Source organism: Streptococcus sp. 17.1 (assembly GCF_016648655.1).
Taxonomy (GTDB): domain Bacteria; phylum Bacillota; class Bacilli; order Lactobacillales; family Streptococcaceae; genus Streptococcus; species Streptococcus salivarius_E.
This window is the reverse complement of sequence record NZ_JACLQM010000002.1, coordinates 152285-178269: the sequence shown is the minus strand read 5'-3', so window position 1 is coordinate 178269 and position 25985 is coordinate 152285. Positions and strand designations below refer to the sequence as shown.

The following is a 25985-nucleotide window of genomic DNA, read 5'->3' as shown; positions in this document are numbered from 1 at the left end:
CAAGCCACACGACTTGGTTTAAATCTTATTTAATATGTAATTTAGCACGTAGGCTAGCTGCTCGGGTGCCAAGCAATTGGTCAGCCATACGAGTTACAAGAGCAAGAATGCCATAGACACCAATTCCAAGGCCTCCTCCAATGATCAAGTAAATCACACTGCCCACACGGCTTGTTGGTGAAAGTACAAACTGGAACACCCCATAGAAGACTGCAACTGGAATAGCCATGAGCACTGTAAGGATACAGATGAGTAAGGCTTTTCTAAACACTGTCTTACGACTAAAGTGCGTAACAGTGTGGAGGCGATTATACATCAGAGCAATTGGAACACCTAAGCCGATGGCTGTTGAAATAACTGGTCCAAGAGCTCCTAGGAAAATAATCAATGGTAACTGTAAGATTCCCTTAACTAAAACCCCAATCGCAAAATAGTTGATAGCTTTACGGGTTTCGAAGATTGCCTGAAGCATAGGTGCTAAAACGCTATACAAGGCCAAGAAAATAACTTGAATCAGACTGGCTACAAAGAGCAAGTGGGCCTGGCTATCTGGTGCCCCGTAAAAAACTGTGTAGAGTGGTTTAGCCAGAATCACTGATCCTGCAATGGCAGGTACAATAAAGAGCAAAAGCAACTGTAGGTTATTGATAATTAGTTTAGCCGCTCCCTTCAAATCCTTCTTAACCATATTTTCTGTCAGGAGTGGGATGCCGACCCCAGCAATAGAAAGGGCAACGGCAATCAAGATCATGGTAATTTTACTCGGGTTTGAAGATAAGTAAGCATATAAAACCTGTAGCTGACTGTTACTATAGCTTGTGAACCGCTCCATAGTACGGATAAAGGTCCATTGATCAATGAGTTGGAAAAGTTGAATGGCTGAGCCAGTAATAATAAAGGGAATGGCTTCCTTAAAGGTTTCAATAACAATTGCAGTCGGATTGATATCTGGATGAACAGCCTGCTTGCCAAAAAGACTCTTGAGCTTGCCCTCCTTCCAAAGGTAGAAGAAAAGCACCCCATAACTAGCCAACATACCGATGAAAGCAGCAAAAGTCGATTGGACAACTGCTGTCACATAATCGCCTGTCCCAATTTTCATGATGAAGAAGGTCGCCAACAGCATCCAAATAACACGGATAATCTGCTCCGCAATCTGGCTTAAAGCATAAGGCTTCATGTTGTTAAAGCCTTGGAAAAAGCCTCGTAAAACAGACATAGATGGGAAAATAACAACTGCCCAAGAAAGACTACGCATTACGCGAACCAGATCCTCATCTCCCCCAGAAAGGTAAGACATCCACGGCGAAGCAAAGTACATGAAAACGCCAAAGATCAATCCGAGACCAATCATGTAATACAAGATACGCTTGAGTAAGAAGAAACTCGTCTCCATCTTTCCAAGAGTGTTGTATTTAGACACCTGTTTGGCAATTGCGACTGGAATCCCTGCTGTAGAAATCAAAAGGAAAAGGGCATAAATGTTATACCCTTGACCAAAGAGGGCATTGGCTTGGTCGCCCTGTTTACCCATCCAAGCATACCAAGGAATAATATAAAGTGCCCCTAATAGACGACTGATAATATTGGATGCTGTCATCCACGCCGTCCCTCTTAGCATCTGCTGCTGCTGTGTGTCAGTTTTAGTTTCAGTCATAATTTTCTTTCTAAAGAATAAAATATAATCTAGTTTATTATAAACTTTTGGCTGTGACTTGTAAAACAAGAACATTAAGGCTAAAATAGGAACTATGATTACTATTGAACAAGTTCTAGAGGTTCTCAAAAAGGACCGTAATTTTCGAGATATTATTGACCAAGACAACTACTACTATTCATGGACTGGAGTGACTTTTGATCATCTTTCTTACGACAGTCGTGATGTCACACCATCTTCCCTCTTTTTTGCCAAAGGGGCTGCCTTTAAGCCTGAATTTTTAGAGAATGCTGTCAAAGCTGGCTTGAGTTTCTACGTGGCTGAAAAAGATTATCAAGTGGGAATTCCTGTCATTATCGTAACAGATATCAAGCAGGCTATGAGCCTCGTTGCTCAGGCCTTCTACCAATACCCCCAAGACAAACTAAAATTGCTGGCTTTTACTGGGACAAAAGGGAAAACAACAGCAGCCTACTTTGCCTTCAATATTCTCAAGCAAAGTCATAAACCTGCTATGCTTTCAACTATGAACACGACATTAGACGGAAAAAACTTCTTCAAGTCTACCTTAACAACACCTGAGAGTTTGGACCTTTTCCGTATGATGGCTGAAGCTGTTGATAATGGCATGACCCATCTGATTATGGAAGTCTCAAGTCAAGCCTATCTGACTAAGCGTGTCCATGGACTGACTTTTGATGTAGGTGTCTTTCTTAACATCAGCCCAGACCATATTGGGCCTATTGAACACCCAACCTTTGAAGACTACTTCTACCATAAGCGTCTCCTCTTGGAAAACAGTCGAGTTGTTATCGTCAATAGCGGTATGGATCACTTTGCTTTTGTCGCTGAGGAAATTGCGGATAAAGAGCATGACTTCTATGGTAAAAACTCCGACAATGCTGTTAAACATGGCTCAGGTTTTAGCTTTAAGGCAAGTGGGAAGTTAGCCGGTGACTATGATATCCAACTCATCGGTGACTTTAACCAGGACAATGCTATGGCTGCTGGTCTGGCCTGCCTACGTCTCGGAGCTAGCCTTCAAGACATCAAAGAAGGAATCGCTCAAACCTCTGTTCCAGGGCGTATGGAGGTTCTAACCCAAACTAATGGAGCTAAGACATTTGTTGACTATGCTCACAATGGGGATAGCCTAGATAAGCTCTTACAAGTCGTAACCAGCCATCAAGATGGCCGTATTAGTCTAATTCTAGGAGCTCCTGGAAATAAGGGTGAAAGCCGTCGTAAAGACTTTGGGCATGTCCTCAATACCTACCCTGATGTTGATGTCATCCTAACAGCCGACGATCCTAACAAGGAGAATCCTCTTACTATCTGTCAAGAAATTGCCAGTCACATCAACCGTGAGGTACGTATCATTGTTGATCGAGAAGAAGCAATCAAAACAGCAATGTCTGAGACTACAGACTCTAAAGACGCTGTGGTTATTGCCGGTAAAGGTGCTGATGCTTTCCAAATTGTAAATGGTAAACGTGATAACTATGCTGGCGATATTGAAGTCGCTAAAAAATATTTGTAAAGATTTAATTAAAAAGATTCAATGATGTGTCATTGAATCTTTTTAATTCATCTCAATTTTACAAGTTAAAGCAATACTACCGATAACGTCTCAATTGAGGAGGCATGTAAGACTGGACGAAAGCTTCAATTTCTGAAAAATCATCTGTAAAGAGGAATTTTGCTGCTGTTTCAGCCTCTAAAAAGTCATGAGTAACCATGGTATCCAACATTGTTTTCATAGCATCATAATAGCCATTGAGATTGAAGAAAACACAGGGTTTGTCCAGCTTACCGACGCGAGCAGCTGCAATAGCTTCAGAAATTTCTTCCAGTGTTCCTAGACCTCCTGGGAGGGCCATAAAGAGGTCGCCTTGCTCTAGCATGGCAGTCTTTCGTTCTGCCATGGTTTCTACTATGGTCATTGAAGTCAATCCCTCATAAGCTATCTCCCTATCTTTGAGGAATTGCGGCATAATTCCATGAGCCTCTCCCCCATTTTCCAAAACAGTATCACCAAGAACTCCCATCAGCCCCATCTTACTACCACCATAGACTAGAGTATGCCCTTTTTTAGCAATCCACTGGCCCAAGGCAATCGTTGCTTTCTTAAAGCTAGGATTGTCACCCATATTAGCTCCCAAATAGACTGTTACTTTCATTGAAGTCCTCCTTTTTATTCTATTATAACGCAAAATTCCTGCCATAACTGACAGGAATTTTTTCTTAGTCTTTACGCTCCAAATTACGAAGCATTTCATCAATTTTATTACCGTATTCGATAGATTCATCCTTAATGAAGGTTAAATCTGGAATCTTATACATGGTCAATTTTTTACCAAGTTCACGCTTGATTGTCCCAGTAGCCTTTTCAAGCCCAGTTTGTGCTTTTTGGTTATCTGAGGCCAAGGTTGAATGAATAGTGTAAAAAATCTTAGCAGCCGACAAATCACCTAGCATTTGTACATCTGTGATAGTGACATCTTGCACGCGTGGATCACGAACCTTCTTTTGAAGAATTTCATTGACCTCACGTTTGATTTCCATACCAACACGGTCTACACGAAATGAATTTCCCATAGTCTTATCCTTTCTCTCTTATTATGATGGAACAAAAGCCAGGCCAGATGACCTAGCTTTATCTCCTAAGTAAGCTTTTTAAAGCTAACAAAATTAACGTTTAATTTCTTCCATAATGTAAGCTTCGATAACGTCATCAACTTTAATATCGTTGTAGTTTTCAATCATCAAACCACCCTCTTGAGCGTTTCCGACTTCTTTAACGTCATCTTTAAAGTGTTTCAAGCTTGCCAATTTACCATCAAAAATAACGACACCATCACGAATCACACGGGCACTTGAATCACGAGTGATTTTACCACTAGTAACCATGAACCCACCGATTGTTCCGACTTTAGAAACTTTGAAGGTTTCACGGATAATAGCTTCACCCATGACTTTTTCTTCAAACTCAGGATCAAGCATCCCTTTCATGGCATCTTCGATTTCTTCGATAACCTTGTAGATGATGCTGTGAAGACGAATTTCAACTTCATCAGTTTCCGCTTGTTGACGTGCTTGTGGTGTAGGACGAACGTTAAATCCGATGACAACGGCATCTGAAGCTTCCGCAAGAGTAATATCAGATTCGTTGATAGCACCTACCGCTGAGTGAACAACATTAACGCGAACACCCTCAACATCAATCTTAAGAAGGGACGCTGCCAAGGCTTCAACAGAACCTTGTACATCGGCCTTGATGATAACATTAACAGTCTTCAATTCACCGGCTTTAAGGGTGTCAAAGAGGTTATCAAGGCTAACACGATGTGTTTGTTGACGTTGTTTCATAAGGGCACGTTTGGCACGTTCTTCACCGGCTGCGCGAGCTGCTTTTTCATCTTCATAAACGGCAAAATGGTCACCCGCCATAGGCGCTTCGTTCAAACCAGTAATTGAAACTGGTGTTGATGGTGCTGCAGTCTTAATACGACGACCAAGGTCATTGGTCATAGCACGGACACGACCGAAGGTATTACCAACAACGATTGGGTCTTGAACATGCAAGGTACCTTGTTGAACAAGGAGGGTTGCAACCGCACCTTTACCTTTATCCAAACGCGCTTCAATAACGGTACCGATGGCACGAACACTTGGGTCAGCTTTAAGTTCTTCCACTTCAGCCACAAGAAGAACTGTTTCAAGCAATTCTTCAATATTTTGACCAAACTTCGCTGAAATTTCAACGAATTCGCTATCGCCACCCCATGCAGTTGAGATAACGCCATGCTCTGCCAATTCACCGATTACACGCTCTGGGTTAGCACCTGGTTTATCAATCTTGTTAATCGCAACAATGATTGGAACACCAGCAGCCTTAGAGTGGTTGATGGCTTCAATAGTTTGTGGCATAACACCGTCATCCGCAGCTACAATCAAGATAGTAATATCTGTAACAGAAGCACCACGGGCACGCATAGATGTAAAGGCCGCGTGTCCTGGAGTATCAAGGAAGGTGATTTTCTTTCCACCCTCTTCAATTTGGTAGGCACCAATATGCTGTGTGATACCACCAGCTTCTCCAGTCGCAACACGTGAGTTACGAAGGGTATCAAGAAGGGTTGTTTTACCATGGTCAACGTGTCCCATGATAGTAACAACTGGTGCACGTTCTACCATAGCATCTTTATTGAGGTAGTCTTCGTCAACAAAGAAACGTTCGATATCAGCATTATCGACTTCTTCTTTCTTGGTTGCCTCAATACCGTAGTCAACCATCAACAACTCAATAGTATCCCCATCAAGAGATTGGTTCTGAGTTGCCATAACACCCATCATGAAGAGTTTCTTAACAATTTCAGCTGGCTCACGTTTAATACGTTTTGCGATTTCTGCAACCGTCATGCCTTCAGTATATTCAAATTCTTTTGGTAATTCATGGAATTTACGCTCTGTTACTGGTTTTGGAGCTGAATTACCACGGTTATTTTTACCTTTTTTATTTTTGTTTTTATTCCAGTTACTATTTCGTTGATTTCTCACTTGGTTTTGATTATTCCACTTATTATTTCTTGTTTGCTTAGGTCCATCTTCATTCTCGCGACGATTATCACGTGATTTATCTGGACGTGCCTTTTTACGACGTGTATCTTGTGCTTGCGCAGCTGGAGCTGGTTGAGCAACCGGTGCTGGTTTGGGAGCTGGCTTAGCTTCAGCAACTGCTTTTTGAGCAGCAACTTCAGCCTGTTGTTTTTCTTTTCTTGCCTTTTCTTGCTCTTTCGCACGGCGTTGCTCTGCAGCTTTTTCTTCACGGAAGCGTGTTTCACTTTGACGTGAATATTCTGCATTTTGCTCTGCTTTCAAGGCTGCTGCACGCGCTTTAAAGTCAATACGTGGTCCTGCCTGATTGTTGCGGGCAGCATCGTTACGTTTATTTCGACCTTGATCATTGCGCTGTTTACCTTGGAAATTACGGTCACGATTACTATTGTTACCGCGGTTCCCATTATTACGGTTGCCTTGACCATTTCCATTTTGGTTGCGACGATCATTATTCTGACGTTTACCTTGATCGTTCCCTTGTTGATTTCGGTTACGATTACGGTTGTCACGGCCTCCGCCGTTTTGACGACGCTCTGCTTCTGCCTTGGCACGTGCTTCACGTTCTGCCTTAAAATTACGGCTTTGTGGTTTTTTCGGAGTCGCAGGGGCTTCTTTGACTTCAGCCTTTGATGTTTCTTTAGCTGGAGCTGATTTGGCAACAGGTACCTTATCAACCTTAGGCGCTACCTTTTCCTTTTTAGGAGTTGGTGTCGCTTTAGGAGCTGGCTTGCTTTCAGCCTTAGCTGTTACCCCTTTTAAACTTGAAGTGATACGATTAGCATCAGCTTCTTCAACTGATGAGGAATGGCTCTTCACAGAAAGACCAAGTTCTTGAGCTTTTGCAACAACAACCTTGCTTTCTACACCAACCTCTTTTGCGATTTCATATAATCGTTTCTTTGACACGTGATGTCCTCCTATTCTTTATTCCATAAGAGTCCTCATTTTCTTTGAAAATCCAGCATCAACTACAGCAACCGTTTTTCTTGGTTTACCAATAGCCATGCTTAATTCCAGTGCGTTAAACACTGTGGAGACTTCTATATTATAGTAGTTACATTTATCAGTCGTCTTTTTAGTCACGTTACTACCAGCATCATTGGCAAGAAAAACTAGTCTCGCCTGTCCTGATTGAACTGCCTTGATGACAAGTTCTTCGCCAGAAATAAGCTTTCCAGCTCTTTGTGCTAGTCCCAACATATTTGACAATTTTTCTGTGTTATTCAAGACCTAACTCTCTTCTTTTGACCTTGTGATCCACATAAGCAATGAGTTCATCATAAAAACTTTCAGGAACATCCATGGAGAAACTATGGTTAAAAGCACGTTTCTTTTTAGCTTGGAGAGCTTCTTCATTATCTAATTTAATGTAAGCACCTCTGCCATTTTGCTTTCCTGTTGGATCAATGAAAATCTCACCATCTTTAGTTTTTACGATGCGGAGCAAATCACGTTTATCAATGATTTCTCCTGAGACAACTGATTTGCGTAAAGGTATTTTTCGTGTTTTAGCCATCAAACACCTCTATGTTCTTCTTATTCTGCTTCTGTTGTTTCAATTACTTCTTCTGTTGTGACTTCAACAGGTGTAGCATCTTCTGCAACAATCTCGTCAACAACTTCCTCAGTAGCAGCCTCAGCTTTTTCAGCTTCGAGTGCTTCATATTCAGAAGCTGACTTGATGTCAATACGGTAACCAGTCAAATGAGCTGCCAAACGAACGTTTTGTCCACGACGACCAATTGCAAGAGATAATTTGTTATCTGGTACAACTACTGTCGCACGTTTGCTATCATCTTCGTCGAAGAGAACATAGTCCACTTCAGCCGGTGCAATAGCATTGTAGATGAATTCAGCTGGATCTTCAACCCATTGAATAACATCAATATTTTCCTCAACAGGAACTTCAATACCTGTCTTAGCATCCAAACGTGTTGGGTGGAAACGGCTGACAACTTTCTTGATGTTGCTTCCACCACGACCAACGATTGTACCGATAGCATCAACGTTAGGGTTATGACTGCGAACAGCAACTTTGGTACGATCACCAGCTTCACGAGATACGCTCATGATTTCTACAGTTCCATCAAAGACTTCAGGAATTTCTTGTTCCATGATACGTTTGATGAATTCTGGATGGCTACGACTTACAAAGACGTTAACACCCTTAGGGTTGTTTTCAACTTTATAAACATAAACATCGATGACGTCGTGTGACTTAAAGCTTTCGCCAGGAATTTGGTCTTGGCGTGACAATTGAGCTTCGAGCGTTCCAAGATTGACATAAATGAAACGTTGGTCAAAGCGTTCAACTGTTCCTTGCATGATTTCACCTTCATGTTGCTTATAGTCATTATAAGTGATTTCACGCATCTGCTTGCGCATCTTTTCCATAATGGTTTGTTTGGCAGATTGCGCTGCAACACGGCCAAATTCATCGACTGACTCTTCAAAACGAATCTTGTCACCAAGCTCGTAAGCAGAGCTGATAGCAAGGGCATCTTTCAAGCTAATTTCCAAACGACTATCAAAGACTTCGTCTACAACTTCACGAACGGTATAAACTTGAAAATCACCTGTTTTTTCATTGAATTCAACTACAGCTGATTCTGACTGACCATAACGACGCTTGTAGGCTGACTTAAGCGATTCAACCACGGCATCAATGATGTCTTCCTTGTTAATGTGTTTTTCTTCTTCCAAGACACGGAAGGCTTCTAGCATTTCTTTGCTCATATTCTTTGTTGTTTTAACCTCTAAAGGCCAAAACTGGCATCCTTTCTTTATTTACACTAATAGTTTTAGAGTTTGACTGCCAAACGAGCTTTAGCAACTGTTTGATAGGGAATCTCAACAGTTTTATGGCGAGTCTTATCAAGGTAATCAATTGTTAGGGTTTCCCCATCAAAGGCCACCAAGTCACCTTGGAAAATCTTGATCTTATCAATAGCCTTGTAAAGACTAACATTGATATATTGACCAACAGCATTTGTCAAAGCTTCTTTGGTTTTTAAGGGACGCTCTAACCCTGGACTAGAAACTTCCAGCATGTATTGATCCGGGAAAGGATCAGGCTGAATAGTATCCAAGAGGGGACTGATAATTTCAGTCAAGTCTGCAGTATCTTCTACAGTAATACCTCCTGGCTTATCAATCAAAACTGACAAGACATAGTCACCGCCAAGCTTTTCGTACTCGATATCGACCAGTTCGTATGGCTCAGGAATAGCTGGAGCTACGACTGCCGTCACGAGATCAATAATTTTTTGCGACATTATGACCTCCTTACACACACAAGAGACGAAGTTTCTACTCCGCCTCTCTTTCGTTATTTTCCTATATTATAGCATAGCTCAAAAGCCATTGCAAGGAATAACCATATTGCTATCATTTCAAAGCAAAAAGGTTGGGAATCACCCAACCTTATTTATTGCGCCGCTGGAACAGTGCTATAAGTAGTCACACCCGATCCATTATTATTGTATGTAGGGGTTGTCGTACCTTGTTCCTGAACATAATTACCTGTGTTTTCACTATAGTTATTGCTATAGGTAGTGCCTCCATTGTAGGTACTTACCGATCCACCACCTGCTGCCTCAGATGGCCCAGCCTCATAATTTGAAGATGCCTCACTCGAAGCCGCACTTCCTTTAGAATTAACGAAATCATCTGAGCCATAGTTAGAGCTACCAGAACCATAGAGAACCAAACTAGTCTTAAGATTAGATTCAGAAACTTTCTTCTTACCGACTTCCTTCTTAATACGGTTTTGTACCTTAAGAATATCCTCAGTTGAAGCTACTTGGTAGCTTCCACCATTGATCATGGCATCCGAACCGGCCAATTGGTATGACTTAATATTTTTAAGGGCATCACTATAACCCATCAAGCTACGCAAAGTATTGGTATCACCAAGATCGATACTGGTTTGAACATTTGAACTTACAGCTGACAAAATTTTCTTGTAAGAACCAATAGAATCCATCTTCAAGAGCTTAGCTACAACTTTTTGAATAACCTCACGTTGACGTTTTTGGCGACCATAGTCACCATCAGGGTCATCATAACGCATACGTGAATAGACTAAAGCTTGCTCACCATTGATTTTATGGGTTCCAGGCTCAACTTTTGCCTGAAATTCAGGTTCATTTTCTGCAATCGAAATTGGAAAATCAAAATGATTCGTTACCTCAATACCACCAACAGCATCTACCAAATCAATCATACCCTGCATATTAATCAGTGCATAATAGTCAATATCAATATCTAAAACCTTTTGAATGGTTGAAATAGCCAAGTCAGCACCACCCTCAGCATAGGCTGAATTTAGTTTTGCTTCACCCGACCCCTCAATATCTGTCAAAAGGTCACGTTCCAAACTGGTCATGGTTGTTTTCTTAGTCTTAGGGTTCACTGTTACCAAAATCATGGTATCAGAGTTTCCTTCCCAGGTTTCCTTACGTTCTTTAGATCCTGTATCTACCCCCATCAAGAGAATAGTTATAGGCTTAGTCTGTTGAATAGCCTTACTATTCCCTGAAGTTGCTTTAGAAGCCCTAAACGTTTTTGACAATTCGCCTGTGGCGTAATTATAAGTTGTCGTTAGGTAAATACCAGCAGCTACTACTGTCGTTGCAAAAATCGCCAACAACATCAATAAAATTTTTCGTCCAAGTTTCATGTTTTTTCCTAATCTATGAGTTTAGCCATAAGGTAAACATCTAGAAATTCTCCATTTTTAGTTCTTGCACCACGTTTCTTAGTGCCTTCAATGTCAAATCCGAATTTTTGATAGAGATGAACCGCCCGTTCATTACGTGCTTGAACCGTCAACTCTAAGCGGCGGATAGTTGGTGTATGATCTGCCCAGTCAATCATTGTTTCCATAAGAAACTGGCCAACACCATTCCCCCAGTAGGGTTTAGAAACCGCAATAAATACGTCGCCAATATGACTGGTCTTAGTATCTTGATCAGAGGTAACATTACAAACACCAATGACCTCATGACCCAATTTCGCCACCAAACAAATCTCATTAAGCCTATGCTGATGACCTTCAATATAAGTGGCTAACTGTTCAGCACTCAGTATAGAACTTCTATCATCTTGTGCTAGAAAATCCGATTCCAAGGCTACAGTCTCTAGTAAACGAGCTAGAGAGGCAGCATCCTCTCTTTGAGCTTCCTCAATGACTAATTCTTGCTCAGCCATTTACCATTTCCTCCTGAATCTCCTTACTTCTAGGACCGAAAGATTCAAAAAGTAACTGACGTCCATCTCCATGATGAGATATCGAAATTAGGAGATAATCACCTAACAGACTCTCGTCTAGGAGCTCACCCCACTCGATGATTGTCACACCTTCACCATACAGAAAATCATCCAAATCAATAGAATCAGGATCATCACCAATGCGGTAGACATCTAAATGATAGAGTGGCAGTCGCCCCTCATACTCCCTTACAATAGTATAGGTTGGACTCTTTATCATCTGTGAAATATCCAAACCTTTGGCAATTCCCTTAGTTAAGGTCGTTTTACCAGCTCCCAGATCACCTGAGAGAACAATTATATCTCCAAAATCGAGCAGTCGACCTAGCTTTTGGCCGATACTAATCAATTCTTCTTCATTTTGACTGTAAATCATGTTTTCATTATATCAAAAAATAAAAATATGGACTAGAATCCACTGTAAAAATACAGTAGAAACTTATAAATATTGAATCATTTAAGTAAGAAGTTAAGATGTGTATTTTAATTTTCAATTTATTTTAACCACATCAACCACTCATAGATTAGAAATGTTTTTGTAAAACTTACTATAGTTTCAAAAGTTAACCAATAGTAACTCTCTCACATTCCCCAGATAAAATCGCAAAAGAAAAAGCCTGACAAATATACAGACTTTTAACTTTTAACTTTCAAGCTTTAGAATACAGCCATACTGATGAAGTTAAGGATAAACAAGATATCCAAAATCCACATAATAAAGTGGACATCCTTAGCTTGACCTTTGACGATTTTGACCAAAGTATAAGTAAGGAAACCAGCTGCGATACCGTAAGTAATGCTATATGAGAATCCCATGAAAATAGAAGTGAAGAAGGCAGGAATAGCTTCAGACAAGTCTTCCCAATCCACACTCTTAAGGTTAGAGAGCATCATAACACCTACAATAATAAGAATAGGCGCTGTGGCTGCATTTGGAACGATTGACACCACTGGACTAAAGAAACTAGAAATGGCAAAGAGTACAGCAACCACAAGAGCTGTCAAACCAGTACGTCCACCAGCACCAATACCTGCTGCAGATTCAACGTAAGTTGTAACGTTTGAAGTCCCTGCAATGGCACCAATACTTGTACCAACAAGGTCAGAGTAAAGAGCACGGTCAAGAGCTTTTGATTCGTTGTTATCACCTGTTGAAGCAATGATACCAACCTTCTCACCAGTACCAATCAAGGTACCAATAGTATCAAAGATATCAGTCAATGAAAAGGCGAGAATAGCCATAAAGACACCAGGCAAACGAGAAACGTCTGCAAAGAGTGATCCCAATCCCTTAGATCCAAGCGCTGCACCAAAGACCTGACCAAGATCTTTAATAGATGATGTCAAGCTAGCTGCGTGCCAGTCAATGCTTCCAAGATCAACGACACCAGCAAAGATAGCAATGATAGTCGTTACAAGGATTGAAAGAAGAACACCACCACGAATACCTTTAACAATAAAGAAAATCGCAATCGCAAGACCAATCAAACCTACAATTACAGTTGGATTATTGAAAGCAACCAAACCTGGTGTAGCTGACGATGAAGCTGTAATTGACGCCTTAGCCATGTCAGCACCTTTACCTGCTACAGTGTAGGTATGTGGATTAATTGAGAATTTCAAGAAACCAGCATTTTTAATCCCAACATAGGCAAGGAAAACACCGATACCTGCTGAAATAGCAGATTTGAGGGCTGTTGGAATAGACTCAATAATCATCTTACGTACTTTAGTTACTGTGATGATCAATGAAATAACACCACATAGAAAGACCATTGCTAAGGCCTCTTGCCAAGTGTACCCCAAAGAAAAGACCACTGTATAGGTGAAGAAGGCATTAAGCCCCATACCAGGCGCTTGAGCGTATGGTAGGTTGGCATAAAAGGCCATCATCAATGTCCCTGCAACCGCACCAATAATTGTTGCTAAGAAAACACCTTGTGCAGGCATTCCTGTTTGGGCCAACATCGCTGGGTTAACAAAGAGGATGTAAGACATGGCAAAGAAAGTTGTCAATCCGGCAGTCACTTCTGTACGGACATCAGTACCATGTTCTTTCAATTTGAAAAACTTTTCCATGAAAGTTTAGACTCCTTAATAAAAAATATTGTCAAAATCCGAATAATTTCGGAACATTCTCACGTAGAATGCAACATTACTATTCTACATGAAATTATTTGACGGTGCAAGGTTTATTTCCTGAGACTTTTCTTATGAAAAACCGAACGTTCTTAGAAAGCTCTTTCTTAATCACCAACAAAGGACAGATTTTTGCTATAATAGGAACATGACAAAAAAATTGATTGCACTAGATCTTGATGGAACGCTCTTGCGCCCAGATGGAACTATTTCAGAATTTACACAAAAAACGATTAAAGACGTACAAAACAAAGGACACCAAGTCGTTATTGCTACAGGTCGTCCTTATCGTATGGCTATTGACCATTACAAAACACTAGGGTTAGAAACACCCCTCATCACCTTTAACGGCTCTTTGACCAATCTTCCAGACCAAGACTGGGCTTATGAGCATTCGGTTAAATTAGATAAGAAATATCTGATTAGCCTCTTACAACGCCATGATGAATTAGAGATGGATTTTCTGGCTAGTGAATATCGAAAACACTTCTATATCACTATGAATCACCCAGAGCGTATTCAACCACAACTCTTTGGTGTTGATAAAATTATTGAGGCTATGCGTTTGGAACCAGCAAAAATTACACGCAACCCAAATGCTCTTCTTATGCAAACTCGTCACGAAGATAAGTACCAGCTAGCCGATGACATCAAGAAGGACTTCAAGGAAGAAATTGAAGTTGATTCTTGGGGTGGACCGCTTAATATTTTGGAATTTTCGCCTAAAGGCATAAACAAGGCCTACGCCCTAAACTACTTACTTAAGGCCATGCGCAAATCAACGGATGATTTGATTGCTTTTGGAGACGAACACAACGACACAGAGATGTTGGAACTTGCTAAAACTGGTTATGCCATGAAAAATGCTAGCTCTGTTCTTCTCCCCCACGCTAACGAACAAATTGAGTGGACTAATGAAGAGGATGGCGTTGCTCGCAAACTCCAGGAACTCTTTTTATAAATAAGAAAAGACACCGAAAATTTCTTCGGTGTTTTTTCTTATGATTAAGGTAAAATAGCCACTGCACGCACTGGGGAACCTGTCGCCTTGTCCCAGTGAGGAAATGCAATCGAAATCAAAGCACCAACAGCTGGAACTTGATCCAATTGATTCAAGACTTCTACCTGATAAATGTTTTGTTCCAAGAGGTAGTATTCGTTAACCAAGCCATGTTCTGCTGCTGGAATACCAGCATCTGTATCAAAAGTCTCATGACCCACAGCCTTAACATGGCGTTCATGAATCAAGAATTCTAGAGCTTCACGGCTCCACCCTGGACTTTGTTGAACCCCATTTTCATCAAGGTTGCGCATAGCATCTTGATCTGGCCAACGCTTCGACCAATCACTACGAAAAGCGACAAAGGCCCCTTCAGTAATTTGTCCATGTTCTGCTTCAAAGTCTAAGATATCTTGTTTGCTCAAGATAAAGTTTGGATTCGCAGCAACTTCTTTAGACTTGTCGATAACATAGAGTGGTAAAAGAAGATCTTTGAGAGCAATCTCATCCAACCAACGACCACCTTCTACAAAGTGAATCGGTGCATCAATATGCGTTCCGTATTGACCAACTACTGTAAATTTTTGAACATGGAAACCATCTTTTAATGTGAAAAGGTCTTCTTGTTTCAAAGCTGGGAGAGCTGGAAAGTGTGGACTTTCTGCATTAATTTTGTGGGTCAAGTCAACCCATTTCTTAGATTGCAATTCATTATAAATACTTAGTAAATCTGACATAAGGAGGTCCTCTTTTCTTATAGATTTAACCTTAAATAGCTAATTGAAGAAATTATAGCAGCCATTAATAGCTATTACAAGCATTTATCTCATTTTTTCTTAATCCCATTTCTTCTAGTTAGATATAGCTTCAAACTATATCTAACTCTTTTTGTCTGAAAAGAAAGTATATTTGCGATAATTTGATATTTTTTCAATTTTATGACACTTTTGTTACGAAAAACATTGACAAATCTATGATAACGTTTTACAATTAGATTGTTCTAATTTTCGAGGGACTAAAAAAATATTGTTGTCATTTTCATGTCATGAATGATAATACCAATAATCATTTTTCTATTCCTAAGAAGCAATATATAAAAGGAGGAAGAACACTAATGGGTATCGGTATTATTATTGCTAGCCATGGTAAATTCGCTGAAGGTATTCACCAATCAGGTTCTATGATTTTTGGTGAACAAGAGAAAGTTCAAGTGGTTACTTTCATGCCAAATGAAGGTCCTGACGACTTGTACGCTCACTTCAAAGATGCCATCGCTCAATTTGACGCTGACGACGAAATTCTTGTCCTTGCAGACCTTTGGTCTGGGTCACCATTTAACCAGGCAAGCCGTATCAAGGAAGAAAATCCTGATCGCAAGATGGTTATCGTGACAGGACTCAACTTGCCAATGCTTATCCAAGCATATACGGAACGTATGGTAGCTCCTGATGCTGGGGTTGAAGAGATTGTCGCTAACATTTATAAGGAAACAAAAGAAGGCGTTAAAGTCCTTCCAGAAGGCCTTATTCCTAAAGAAGACACTAAACCAGCCGACGCTAAGCCTTCTGTTCCTAAAGGTACCATTCCTGAAGGAACAGTACTTGGTGATGGAAAAATCAAATACGTTTTGGCTCGTGTTGACACACGTCTCCTCCACGGTCAGGTTGCGACTGGTTGGACTCACTCAACTCACCCAGACCGTATCATCGTTGTTTCAGACACTGTTTGTCATGATAAACTTCGTACAAACATGATTAAACAAGCCGCTCCATCTGGTGTTCAAGTTCACGTTATCCCAATTAAAAACATGGTTAAAGCAAACAATGACCCACGTTTTGGAGATACACGTGCTATGCTTCTCTTTGAATCTGTTGAAGATGCTCTTGCTGCTGTTAAAGCAGGTGTTGATGTTAAAGAAATCAACCTTGGTTCTTCAGCTTATAAAGAAGGAAAAGTCAACGTTACTAAGGCTCTTTCATTTGACCAAACAGATGTGGATGCTATCAAAGAGTTGCAATCATTGGGTGTCAAATTTGACGTTCGTGGGGTACCAAGTGATAGCCCAGCAAACGTTGATGCCTTGATTAAGTCAGCTGAAACTAAATTAGCAGAGAAGAAATAATTTTGGAGGATGCATAAATGAGTTTAGTACAAATTATTTTAGTCGTAATTGTTGCTTTCATCATCGGTTGTAGCTCAGTTAACGACCAAATTGAAACATACCAACCAGTTGTGGCTTGTTCCCTTATCGGTCTTGTTACTGGTCATCTCGAACTCGGCGTAATGTTGGGTGGTAGCTTACAGTTGATCACTATGGGATGGGCTAACGTTGGTGCTGCCATGGCACCAGATGCCTCACTTGCCGCTGTAGCTTCTACAATCATCCTTATCTTGGGTGGTCAAGGAACTAAAGGGATTGGTCCTGCCATCGCCCTTGCGGTGCCTTTGGCTGTTGCCGGTCTTGCCTTGACAATGGTTGTCCGTACAGCAACTGTCTTCATCGCTCATATTATGGATAGCCGTGCAGAAGCTGCTGATATCGCTGGTGTTGAAAGATGGCACTTTATCGGTATGGCCCTTCAAGGTCTCCGTGTTGCTATCCCTGCCCTCCTCTTGCTCTTGATTCCTGCACACCTCGTACAATCTGGTCTTGAAGCTATGCCTGAATGGTTAAAATCAGGTATGACAATCGGTGGTGGTATGGTTGTAGCCGTTGGTTATGCCATGGTTATCAACATGATGTCTAGTCGCGAAGTTTGGCCATTCTTCTTCCTTGGTTTTGCTTTGGCTGCCCTCAAAGAGTTGACCTTGATTAGCTTGGGTATCATCGGTCTCTGTCTTGCCGTTATGTACCTTGCACTTGAAGCTAGTGGTTCAAATGGTTCTTCAAATGATGGAGGATCAGGTGATCCCCTCGGTGAAATTCTGGAAGACTTTTAATTAGGAGGAAAGAAAATGGCTGATTCAAAAATTAAATTAACAAAAGCAGATCGTTTCAAAGCTTTCTTGCGCTCATACTTCCTTTTAGCTTCATTCAACTATGAACGTATGCAAAACGGTGGTGTGGCTTACACCCTTATTCCTGCAATCAAAAAACTTTATCAAACTAAAGAAGAACGTGCTGCTGCGCTTAAGCGTCACTTGGAATTCTTTAATACACAACCTTTCATGGCTAACCCAATCTTTGGGGTTACACTTGCCTTGGAAGAAGAACGTGCCAACGGTGCTGAGATCGATGATGCTGCTATCTCAGGGGTTAAGGTCGGTATGATGGGACCTCTTGCAGGTGCCGGTGACCCTCTCTTCTGGTTTACCCTTCGTCCAATCTTCCTTTCACTAGGAGCAGGTTTGGCTGTTTCAGGTAACGTCCTAGGCCCAATCGTCTTCTTCGTTCTCTGGAACGTTATGGTAGCTGCCGTTAAATGGTATACTCAAGAATTCGGTTACCGTGCTGGTACTGCGATTACAGACGACTTGTCAGGTAACCTTCTTCAACAAGTAACTCGTGGCGCATCAATGATGGGGATGTTCGTTATCGGTTCTCTTATCCAACGTTGGGTAAGCATTACCTTCACACCAGTTGTCTCTGTTGTTAAACAACAAGAAGGTGCTTATATCGATTGGGATAAACTTCCAAAAGGTATTGCCGGTGTTAAAGCAGCCTTCCTAGAACAAGCTGCTGGTAAATCACTCGAAGCCAACAAGGTGACAACCTTGCAAGATAACTTGAACCAATTGATTCCTGGTCTTGCTGCCCTTGGTTTGACTTTCCTCTGTATGTACCTTCTTAAGAGAAAAGTTTCTCCAATCGTTATCATTTTGGGTATCTTTGTTCTAGCTATTGTGCTCCACATTATTGGTGTACTCTAATCGGAGCAAGGTATGGTTAAATCGCTCAATACCGAAATGGCTCACACAACTAAGGGAACTTGGTTTCGTGAAGGGCCTATTTACGGAAATATCATGGTCGGAGATAAGGCTTTCGAATTTTACAATGATACGAAGTTACAAGACTACGTTCAAATTCCTTGGGATGAAATCACTTATGTGATTGCCGATGTCTACTTCGGTGGTAAATTCATCCCACGCTTTGAAATCCGTACTAAGCAAAATGGACGTTTCCGTTTTGCCAGTCGAAAAAGCCGAATAACTTTGAAAGAAATTCAAAAAAGAATTCCTCGAGAAAGTTTAAGAAAAGCACCTAGCTTCATCGTTGTTCTCAAACAAGGCTTTAAGAATCTTTTCCGACTCATTGTCAAGAAGAAATAATCTCCGAATATTATAAAAAGATTGCCCAATCTAATGGTTGGGCAATCTTTTTATAATATTTTGCTCATTTTTGAAAGAAATTGACTTCTTTTGAAATTTTATCTCACTAGCTATTGACATTTACGTGAAAGCGTTTTACAATATAATTGTTCTTGATTTCTTATGTTTAAAAAGATTGAGAGACGCTTTTTTTAGCGTCTTGAAAAAAATCGGAGATAGTCTTTTTAAGCCTAGGAAAAAATAATTTATAAGGAGGAGAACACGAATGGGTATCGGTATTATTATTGCCAGCCATGGTAAGTTCGCTGAAGGAATCCACCAATCAGGCTCTATGATTTTTGGAGACCAAGAGAAAGTTCAAGTCGTAACTTTCATGCCAAGTGAAGGTCCTGATGATTTGTACGCTCACTTCAACGACGCCATTGCACAATTCGATGCTGATGATGAAATTCTTGTTTTGGCTGACCTTTGGTCTGGTTCACCATTTAACCAAGCCAGCCGAATTGCTGGAGAAAATCCAGATCGCAAGATTGCTATCATCACAGGACTAAACTTGCCAATGCTAATCCAAGCATACACTGAACGTATGATGGATGCTAACGCTACTGCAGAGCAAGTTGCTGCTAATATCATCAAGGAAGCTAAGGGTGGTATCAAGGCACTTCCAGAGGAGCTAAATCCAGTTGAGGAAACAACTGCAGCTCCTGCGGAAGCTGCTGCACCTCAAGGAGCTATTCCAGAAGGAACAGTCATCGGAGATGGTAAACTCAAGATTAACCTTGCTCGTCTCGATACTCGTCTACTTCATGGACAAGTCGCTACTGCTTGGACTCCTGATTCAAAAGCAAATCGAATTATCGTTGCTTCAGACTCAGTTGCTAAAGATGAACTTCGCAAAGAGTTGATTAAGCAAGCGGCACCAAATAGTGTGAAAGCAAATGTTGTCCCAATTCAAAAATTGATTGATGCTTCTAAAGACCCACGTTTTGGTAACACACATGCGCTTATCTTGTTCGAAACTGTTCAAGACGCACTTCGTGCTATCGAAGGTGGCGTACCAATCAAAGAACTTAACGTTGGTTCTATGGCTCACTCAACTGGTAAAACAATGGTTAACAACGTTTTGTCTATGGATAAAGACGATGTTGCTTGCTTCGAAAAATTACGTGACCTTGGCGTTGAATTTGACGTCCGTAAGGTTCCAAACGATTCTAAGAAAGACTTGTTTGACCTTATCAAGAAAGCTAACGTTCAATAATCGATTACTTACGAAAGGATTTTTAACATGTCTATTATTTCTATGATATTAGTGGTTGTTGTTGCCTTCTTAGCAGGTCTTGAAGGTATCCTTGACCAATTCCAATTCCACCAACCACTTGTTGCATGTACCCTTATCGGTGCTGCTACAGGTAACCTCACTGCAGGTATCATGCTTGGTGGATCACTTCAATTAATCGCACTAGGATGGGCTAACATCGGTGCTGCAGTTGCGCCGGATGCTGCTCTTGCCTCTGTTGCTGCTGCAATTATCATGGTTCTTGGTGGTGACTTCACTGCCAAAGGGATTGCTGTTGCACAAGGGGTCGCCATCCCCCTTGCCGTTGCCGGTCTTTTCTTGACAATGATCGTGCGTACCCTCTCTGTTGGTTTGGTTCACACTGCTGATGCCGCTGCTAAAAAAGGGGATATCAAAGGAGTTGAACGTGCGCACTTTGTAGCACTTCTTCTTCAAGGCCTTCGTATCGCGATTCCTGCAGCTCTCTTGTTGATGATCCCTGCTGATACCGTTAAAACTGCTCTTGAAACAATGCCAAAATGGCTCTCTGATGGTATGCAAATCGGTGGGGGTATGGTTGTAGCTGTTGGTTATGCCATGGTTATCAACATGATGGCAAGCCGTGAAGTTTGGCCATTCTTCGCTATTGGTTTTGCACTTGCAGCTATTAGTAATTTGACACTTATCGCTCTTGGTGCTATCGGCGTCGCTATTGCCTTCATCTACCTCAACCTTTCTAAACAAGGTGGCGGAAATGGTGGCGGAAATTCATCTGGTTCAGGCGACCCAATCGGCGATATTCTCGAAGACTATTAAGAAAGGTGTGACACTATCATGACTGAAAAATTACAACTATCTAAATCAGATCGTCAAAAAGTTTGGTGGCGTTCAACCTTCTTGCAAGGTTCTTGGAACTATGAACGGATGCAAAACTTGGGTTGGGCTTACTCACTCATTCCTGCTATCAAAAAACTTTATACTAACAAAGAAGACCAAGCGGCTGCTCTTGAGCGTCACATGGAGTTCTTCAACACTCATCCATATGTTGCTGCACCAATCCTTGGAGTAACCCTTGCTTTGGAAGAAGAAAAAGCAAACGGTGCTGCTATTGATGATGCTGCTATCCAAGGGGTTAAAATTGGTATGATGGGACCTTTGGCTGGTATCGGAGATCCAGTCTTCTGGTTCACAGTTCGTCCAATCCTTGGAGCACTTGGAGCTTCCCTTGCTTTGTCAGGTAATATCCTAGGTCCAATTATCTTCTTCTTCGCATGGAATGCAATTCGTATGGCCTTCTTATGGTATACTCAAGAACTCGGATACAAAGCAGGTTCTGAAATTACCAAAGATATGTCTGGTGGAATCTTGCAAGACATCACTAAAGGAGCTTCTATCCTCGGGATGTTTATCCTTGCTGTCTTGGTAGAACGTTGGGTATCTATTAAATTTGTCTTCAATGTTTCTTCTGTCAAATTAGACGAAAAAGCCTATATCCACTGGGATAAACTTCCTGATGGATTTAAAGGAATTCAAGAAGCCTTCGCTCAAGTTGGTCAAGGACTTTCTCAAACACCTACAAAAGTAACAACTTTCCAAGATAACTTGGATTCATTAATTCCTGGTTTGATGGGATTGCTTCTTACTTTTGCTTGTATGTGGTTGCTTAAGAAGAAAGTATCTCCAATCCTAATCATTATTGCTTTATTTGTCATCGGTGTCTTGGCACACGTTACGGGCTTGATGTAAGTAAAGATCAATAAAAAGAAGGCCGAAACCTTCTTTTTATTATGGTATAATGAAATGAATATTGTTACAGGAGGAGAGCATGGCACAATCGCAGAATAAAACCGTTGAGTTCCATACCACTGGAGTCTCTTATCTAGGTGTTGGAGGTAAGGTTGGAAAAATTTTAGTTGGGGATGTTGCTTTCGAATTTTATGCAGATGCCAATGTTGAAGACTACGTCCAAATTCCATGGAAAGAAATTGAACAAATTGGAGCCAATGTCTCCGGGCGTAAAGTTAGCCGTCATTTTGAAATTTTAACCGACAAGAGCAAATTCCTCTTTGCCTCTAAAGATTCTGGGAAGATTCTAAAGATTGCTAGGGAACATCTTGGCAATGAAAAAGTTGTTAAATTACCTACTCTCATCCAAACCATTGGTGCTCGTATCAAAGGTTTATTTGCCAAAAAATCATAATTTTTGTATAATATAACAGACGGATAAGTACTAGCTAGATCCTTTCAGAAAGCCTGCGGTTGCTGCGAGCAGGTAGGGTTAACCTACGAAATTCTACCGTTTCTAATAATTAAAAACATAAACAAGTGCACTCCTGTGAAGTTGGATGGAACCGTGGCTCATGTCACTCCAACACTTTCACTGGAGTGTTTTACTTTTTGGAGGAACTTATGTTAGATGTAAAACGTATTCGTAACGACTTCGATGCCCTTGCCGAAAAATTGGCTACACGTGGGGTTGCTGCTGAAACTTTAAATGAACTTAAAGAGCTTGATGTTAAACGCCGTGAGCTTCTTATCAAATCTGAAGAACTCAAAGCTCAACGTAATATCGCTTCAGATGGTATCGCTCAAGCTAAACGTAACAAAGAAGATGCTTCAGAACAAATTGCAGCCATGCAAAAAGTTTCTGCAGAAATTAAGGAAATTGATGCCGAACTTGCTGCTATCGATGAAAAGCTTAATGCCATCGTTGTGACACTCCCAAATACACCAAACGACTCTGTTCCAGTAGGTGCTGACGAAGACGAAAACGTAGAAGTTCGCCGTTGGGGAACACCTCGTGACTTTGATTTTGAAGTTAAAGCTCACTGGGATCTTGGGGAAGACCTTGGTATCCTAGATTGGGAACGTGGTGCTAAAGTCACTGGTTCCCGCTTCCTTTTCTACAAAGGACTTGGAGCAAAATTGGAACGTGCGATTTACAACTTTATGTTGGATGAGCACGCTAAAGAAGGCTACACTGAAATGATCACACCTTACATGGTTAACCACGACTCAATGTTCGGTACTGGTCAATATCCAAAATTCAAGGAAGATACTTTCGAGCTTGACGGTACTGACTACGTCCTTATCCCAACCGCTGAAGTTCCTTTGACAAACTACTACCGCGGTGAAATCCTTGATGGTAAAGAATTGCCAATCTACTTCACAGCCATGAGCCCTTCATTCCGTTCAGAAGCTGGTTCAGCTGGTCGTGATACACGTGGATTGATCCGTCTTCACCAATTCCACAAGGTTGAAATGGTCAAATTCTCAAAACCAGAAAGCTCATACGATGAATTGGAAAAAATGGTAGTTAACGCTGAAAATATCCTTCAAAAACTTAACTTGCCATACCGTGTCATCACTTTATGTACTGGCGATATGGGATTCTCAGCTGCTAAAACCTACGACTTGGAAGTTTGGATTCCAGCACAAAACACTTACCGCGAAATTTCTTCATGTTCAAACACAGAAGATTTCCAAGCTCGTCGTGCACAAATCCGCTATCGTGACGAAGCTGATGGTAAAGTAAAACTTCTTCACACCCTCAACGGTTCAGGACTTGCTGTTGGACGTACAGTAGCTGCTATCCTTGAAAACTACCAAAACGAAGATGGTTCAGTAACTATCCCTGAAGTTCTTCGTCCTTATATGGGCGGTGCTGAAGTAATCGCACCAAAATAACAAGGAAAATCTCCAGAAAGAACCTGGAGATTTTTTAGTTTTTATTAGCTTTCTCGAAATAGGGTTTCAACTTATCAAATCCATCAGCAAGCTCTTCTACTAACTCTTCCATAGTTTTACTAGTAGTCACTACCACATCATACTTAACCAATACCTTGCGGATACGACCATCTCTAACTGCTGCTTTAAGCATCTGACGATTCTCTTCAGTTCCTTCTACACGATGACTGACACCATCTTCCTGGGCAAAATAGTATAGAGAGGGGGCAATCGGTAAGTCTAGGACCTTATGTTGCTTCGCTAGTGTGGTATCTGATTTTTTCCGTTCGACAAAGCTAACCTCAACTGAAATCCCCCATTTTTTAGGCTGACCATAAAGGCGAATCGCCATGGCAACATCGTCTAAACTGTCCTCAGGGGCCCTATAATAGCACCAAAAGTGTGGGCGACATATTTGTGCCTGATTGGCCCAATTACTGACACGATCCATCTTAAGGGGTGCCAAACGCTCCTCTAAAACTTTTGACAAAGTCTGCATTTCCTTACGAGCTGCTTGACCAAGTGCCTTGAGCACTTCCATCTCTTCTTGATGCGGACCCGCTTTTTCAGGTTTGATATACTTAACCCCTTGTTTAGATAAATAAGCTTTAATATTTTCTAACATCATTTTCTCCTTACAATGACAAAAGACCAACCCATAAAGATTCTATTCTGGTTGGTCTCTTTTTTATTTACGTTTACGAGCAATCAAGTGGATTGGTGTTCCTTCAAAACCAAAGGCCTGACGAATTTGATTTTCCAAGAAACGCATGTATGAGAAGTGCATAAGCTCTTCTTCATTGACAAAGATAACAAATGTTGGTGGTTTAACCGAAACTTGTGTGCCGTAGAAAATCTTAAGGCGTTTTCCTTTGTCAGTTGGTGTTGGGTTGATGGCAATGGCATCCATGATAACATCATTCAAGACAGCCGATGAAATACGACGATTTTGACTCTCACTGATGCGTTTAATCATCTCTGGCAACTTGTTAAGACGTTGTTTAGTTTCAGCCGATACAAAGATAATTGGTGCATAGCTCAAAAATTGGAACTGCTCACGGATATCCGCTTCCCAGTTAGCAACAGTATGGTTGTCCTTCTTAATCGTATCCCATTTGTTAACTACGATGATAATCCCTTTACCGGCTTCATGGGCAAAACCAGCAATACGCTTGTCATACTCACGGATACCTTCCTCGGCATTGATAACCATAAGGACAACATCAGAACGGTCAATTGCACGCATAGAACGCATGACAGAGTATTTCTCTGTATTTTCATAAACCTTACCAGATTTACGCATACCAGCGGTGTCAATCATGGTATACTCTTGACCTTCACTGTCCACAAAGTTTGTATCAATGGCATCGCGAGTCGTACCAGCAATTGGGCTAGCAATTACACGGTCCTCCCCCAAAATGGCATTAATCAAACTTGATTTTCCGACGTTTGGACGTCCAATCAAACTGAAACGGATGATATCTGGATTTTCTTCTTCAACTTCTGTTGGGAGGTTTTCAACGATAGCGTCGAGAACATCCCCTGTACCGATACCGTGAACAGATGAAACTGGATAGGGATCACCAAGACCAAGAGAATAGAAATCATAGATATCTGCACGCATCTCAGGGTTATCCACTTTATTTACCGCCAAGATAACTGGCTTGTTGGTCTTATAAAGAATACGGGCAACGTACTCGTCCGCATCTGTCACGCCTTCCTTACCTGAAACGACAAAGACAATAACATCAGCTTCAGTCATGGCGATGTCGGCTTGGTGCTTAATTTGTTCCATAAATGGTGCATCAACATCATCGATACCACCAGTATCAATCAAGCTAAACTGGCGATTAAGCCATTCAGCAGAGGTATAAATACGGTCACGTGTTACCCCTTCAACGTCTTCGACGATAGAGATACGTTCACCCGCAATTCGGTTAAATAGGGTCGATTTCCCAATATTTGGGCGACCCACGATAGCAACTGTAGGTAATGTCATATGTTTAAGTCCCTGATTAAATAGGGAT

Annotated in this window: 26 protein-coding genes; 11 read left to right on the top strand and 15 right to left on the bottom strand. The window is 41.2% G+C overall.

Annotated features, from left to right (window positions below):
- Positions 1-25 precede the first annotated feature (25 nt).
- The gene (locus H7T99_RS02620) at positions 26-1657 is read right to left on the bottom strand and encodes a polysaccharide biosynthesis protein (protein ID WP_037600360.1); all 1632 of its coding nucleotides are present in this window, start codon (positions 1655-1657) and stop codon (positions 26-28) included.
- Positions 1658-1751: 94 nt separating this feature from the next.
- On the opposite strand from H7T99_RS02620, the gene H7T99_RS02615 reads away from it, so the two are divergent.
- Positions 1752-3197 carry a UDP-N-acetylmuramoyl-L-alanyl-D-glutamate--L-lysine ligase gene (locus H7T99_RS02615; protein ID WP_195519978.1) on the top strand — a complete coding sequence of 482 codons (1446 nt, stop codon included), beginning with the start codon at positions 1752-1754 and terminating at the stop codon, positions 3195-3197.
- A gap of 76 nt (positions 3198-3273) precedes the next feature.
- On the opposite strand, the gene H7T99_RS02610 is transcribed toward H7T99_RS02615, so the two are convergent.
- The 11 genes from H7T99_RS02610 to H7T99_RS02560 all read right to left on the bottom strand — a co-directional run bounded on the left by H7T99_RS02610 (position 3274) and on the right by H7T99_RS02560 (position 13627).
- Positions 3274-3837 carry a TIGR00730 family Rossman fold protein gene (locus H7T99_RS02610; RefSeq protein ID WP_037600356.1) on the bottom strand — a complete coding sequence of 188 codons (564 nt, stop codon included), beginning with the start codon at positions 3835-3837 and terminating at the stop codon, positions 3274-3276.
- Between the two features lie 64 nt (positions 3838-3901).
- A complete protein-coding gene (gene rbfA / locus H7T99_RS02605) occupies positions 3902-4255 on the bottom strand; it encodes a 30S ribosome-binding factor RbfA (RefSeq protein WP_002883798.1) in 354 nt (117 codons plus the stop codon).
- Positions 4256-4348: 93 nt separating this feature from the next.
- Positions 4349-7183 carry a translation initiation factor IF-2 gene (infB, locus tag H7T99_RS02600; protein ID WP_037600353.1) on the bottom strand — a complete coding sequence of 945 codons (2835 nt, stop codon included), beginning with the start codon at positions 7181-7183 and terminating at the stop codon, positions 4349-4351.
- A gap of 18 nt (positions 7184-7201) precedes the next feature.
- Positions 7202-7504, bottom strand: coding sequence for a YlxQ-related RNA-binding protein (locus tag H7T99_RS02595; RefSeq protein WP_002947460.1), 303 nt, complete (start codon positions 7502-7504; stop codon positions 7202-7204).
- Positions 7497-7793, bottom strand: a complete 297-nt coding sequence (gene rnpM, locus H7T99_RS02590) for an RNase P modulator RnpM (protein WP_014633911.1) — start codon at positions 7791-7793, stop codon at positions 7497-7499. Before rnpM ends, H7T99_RS02595 begins: the two co-directional genes overlap by 8 nt.
- Positions 7794-7813: 20 nt before the next feature.
- Complete coding sequence (gene nusA / locus H7T99_RS02585; protein ID WP_002883755.1) at positions 7814-9013, bottom strand: transcription termination factor NusA; 1200 nt, start codon at positions 9011-9013, stop codon at positions 7814-7816.
- A 65-nt stretch (positions 9014-9078) separates the two neighbouring features.
- Entirely contained in the window at positions 9079-9552 is a 474-nt protein-coding gene (rimP, locus tag H7T99_RS02580; protein WP_002883745.1) for a ribosome maturation factor RimP, read from the bottom strand.
- Between the two features lie 152 nt (positions 9553-9704).
- A complete protein-coding gene (gene brpA / locus H7T99_RS02575) occupies positions 9705-10958 on the bottom strand; it encodes a biofilm formation/cell division transcriptional regulator BrpA (RefSeq protein WP_037600348.1) in 1254 nt (417 codons plus the stop codon).
- An 8-nt stretch (positions 10959-10966) separates the two neighbouring features.
- Positions 10967-11488 carry a GNAT family N-acetyltransferase gene (locus H7T99_RS02570; RefSeq protein WP_037600346.1) on the bottom strand — a complete coding sequence of 174 codons (522 nt, stop codon included), beginning with the start codon at positions 11486-11488 and terminating at the stop codon, positions 10967-10969.
- On the bottom strand, positions 11481-11924 hold the full coding sequence (tsaE, locus tag H7T99_RS02565) for a tRNA (adenosine(37)-N6)-threonylcarbamoyltransferase complex ATPase subunit type 1 TsaE (protein ID WP_037600343.1): 444 nt from the start codon (positions 11922-11924) through the stop codon (positions 11481-11483). The genes H7T99_RS02570 and tsaE overlap by 8 nt, the downstream gene beginning before the upstream one ends.
- Before the next feature lie 281 nt (positions 11925-12205).
- Positions 12206-13627 carry an NCS2 family permease gene (locus H7T99_RS02560; protein ID WP_002883789.1) on the bottom strand — a complete coding sequence of 474 codons (1422 nt, stop codon included), beginning with the start codon at positions 13625-13627 and terminating at the stop codon, positions 12206-12208.
- 208 nt (positions 13628-13835) lie between these two features.
- Here H7T99_RS02560 and H7T99_RS02555 point away from each other — a divergent pair, with 208 nt between their 5' ends.
- Positions 13836-14648, top strand: coding sequence for a Cof-type HAD-IIB family hydrolase (locus H7T99_RS02555; protein WP_037600339.1), 813 nt, complete (start codon positions 13836-13838; stop codon positions 14646-14648).
- Between the two features lie 44 nt (positions 14649-14692).
- On the opposite strand, the gene H7T99_RS02550 is transcribed toward H7T99_RS02555, so the two are convergent.
- Positions 14693-15424, bottom strand: a complete 732-nt coding sequence (locus tag H7T99_RS02550) for a cyclase family protein (RefSeq protein ID WP_002889986.1) — start codon at positions 15422-15424, stop codon at positions 14693-14695.
- A gap of 377 nt (positions 15425-15801) precedes the next feature.
- Here H7T99_RS02550 and H7T99_RS02545 point away from each other — a divergent pair, with 377 nt between their 5' ends.
- The 9 genes from H7T99_RS02545 (at position 15802) to serS (ending at position 23919) form a co-directional block, all read left to right on the top strand.
- Entirely contained in the window at positions 15802-16809 is a 1008-nt protein-coding gene (locus H7T99_RS02545) for a PTS sugar transporter subunit IIB (RefSeq protein WP_021143568.1), read from the top strand.
- 17 nt (positions 16810-16826) lie between these two features.
- The gene (locus tag H7T99_RS02540) at positions 16827-17627 is read left to right on the top strand and encodes a PTS mannose/fructose/sorbose transporter subunit IIC (protein ID WP_002886606.1); all 801 of its coding nucleotides are present in this window, start codon (positions 16827-16829) and stop codon (positions 17625-17627) included.
- 15 nt (positions 17628-17642) lie between these two features.
- Positions 17643-18557 carry a PTS system mannose/fructose/sorbose family transporter subunit IID gene (locus tag H7T99_RS02535; protein ID WP_002889984.1) on the top strand — a complete coding sequence of 305 codons (915 nt, stop codon included), beginning with the start codon at positions 17643-17645 and terminating at the stop codon, positions 18555-18557.
- 12 nt (positions 18558-18569) lie between these two features.
- Positions 18570-18956 carry a DUF956 family protein gene (locus tag H7T99_RS02530; RefSeq protein ID WP_014633902.1) on the top strand — a complete coding sequence of 129 codons (387 nt, stop codon included), beginning with the start codon at positions 18570-18572 and terminating at the stop codon, positions 18954-18956.
- A gap of 265 nt (positions 18957-19221) precedes the next feature.
- Positions 19222-20214, top strand: coding sequence for a PTS sugar transporter subunit IIB (locus H7T99_RS02525; protein WP_037600330.1), 993 nt, complete (start codon positions 19222-19224; stop codon positions 20212-20214).
- 27 nt (positions 20215-20241) lie between these two features.
- Positions 20242-21048 (top strand): PTS mannose/fructose/sorbose transporter subunit IIC, encoded by an 807-nt coding sequence (locus H7T99_RS02520; protein WP_037600328.1) that lies wholly within the window; start codon positions 20242-20244, stop codon positions 21046-21048.
- 18 nt (positions 21049-21066) lie between these two features.
- Positions 21067-21978, top strand: a complete 912-nt coding sequence (locus H7T99_RS02515) for a PTS system mannose/fructose/sorbose family transporter subunit IID (RefSeq protein WP_037600324.1) — start codon at positions 21067-21069, stop codon at positions 21976-21978.
- A 79-nt stretch (positions 21979-22057) separates the two neighbouring features.
- Complete coding sequence (locus tag H7T99_RS02510) at positions 22058-22432, top strand: DUF956 family protein (protein ID WP_037600321.1); 375 nt, start codon at positions 22058-22060, stop codon at positions 22430-22432.
- 209 nt (positions 22433-22641) lie between these two features.
- On the top strand, positions 22642-23919 hold the full coding sequence (serS, locus tag H7T99_RS02505) for a serine--tRNA ligase (RefSeq protein WP_037597435.1): 1278 nt from the start codon (positions 22642-22644) through the stop codon (positions 23917-23919).
- Between the two features lie 34 nt (positions 23920-23953).
- Here serS and H7T99_RS02500 read toward each other — a convergent pair whose 3' ends face one another.
- On the bottom strand, positions 23954-24583 hold the full coding sequence (locus H7T99_RS02500; protein WP_037600318.1) for a hypothetical protein: 630 nt from the start codon (positions 24581-24583) through the stop codon (positions 23954-23956).
- A 63-nt stretch (positions 24584-24646) separates the two neighbouring features.
- Complete coding sequence (gene der, locus H7T99_RS02495; protein ID WP_037600316.1) at positions 24647-25957, bottom strand: ribosome biogenesis GTPase Der; 1311 nt, start codon at positions 25955-25957, stop codon at positions 24647-24649.
- Between the last annotated feature and the right edge of the window lie 28 nt (positions 25958-25985).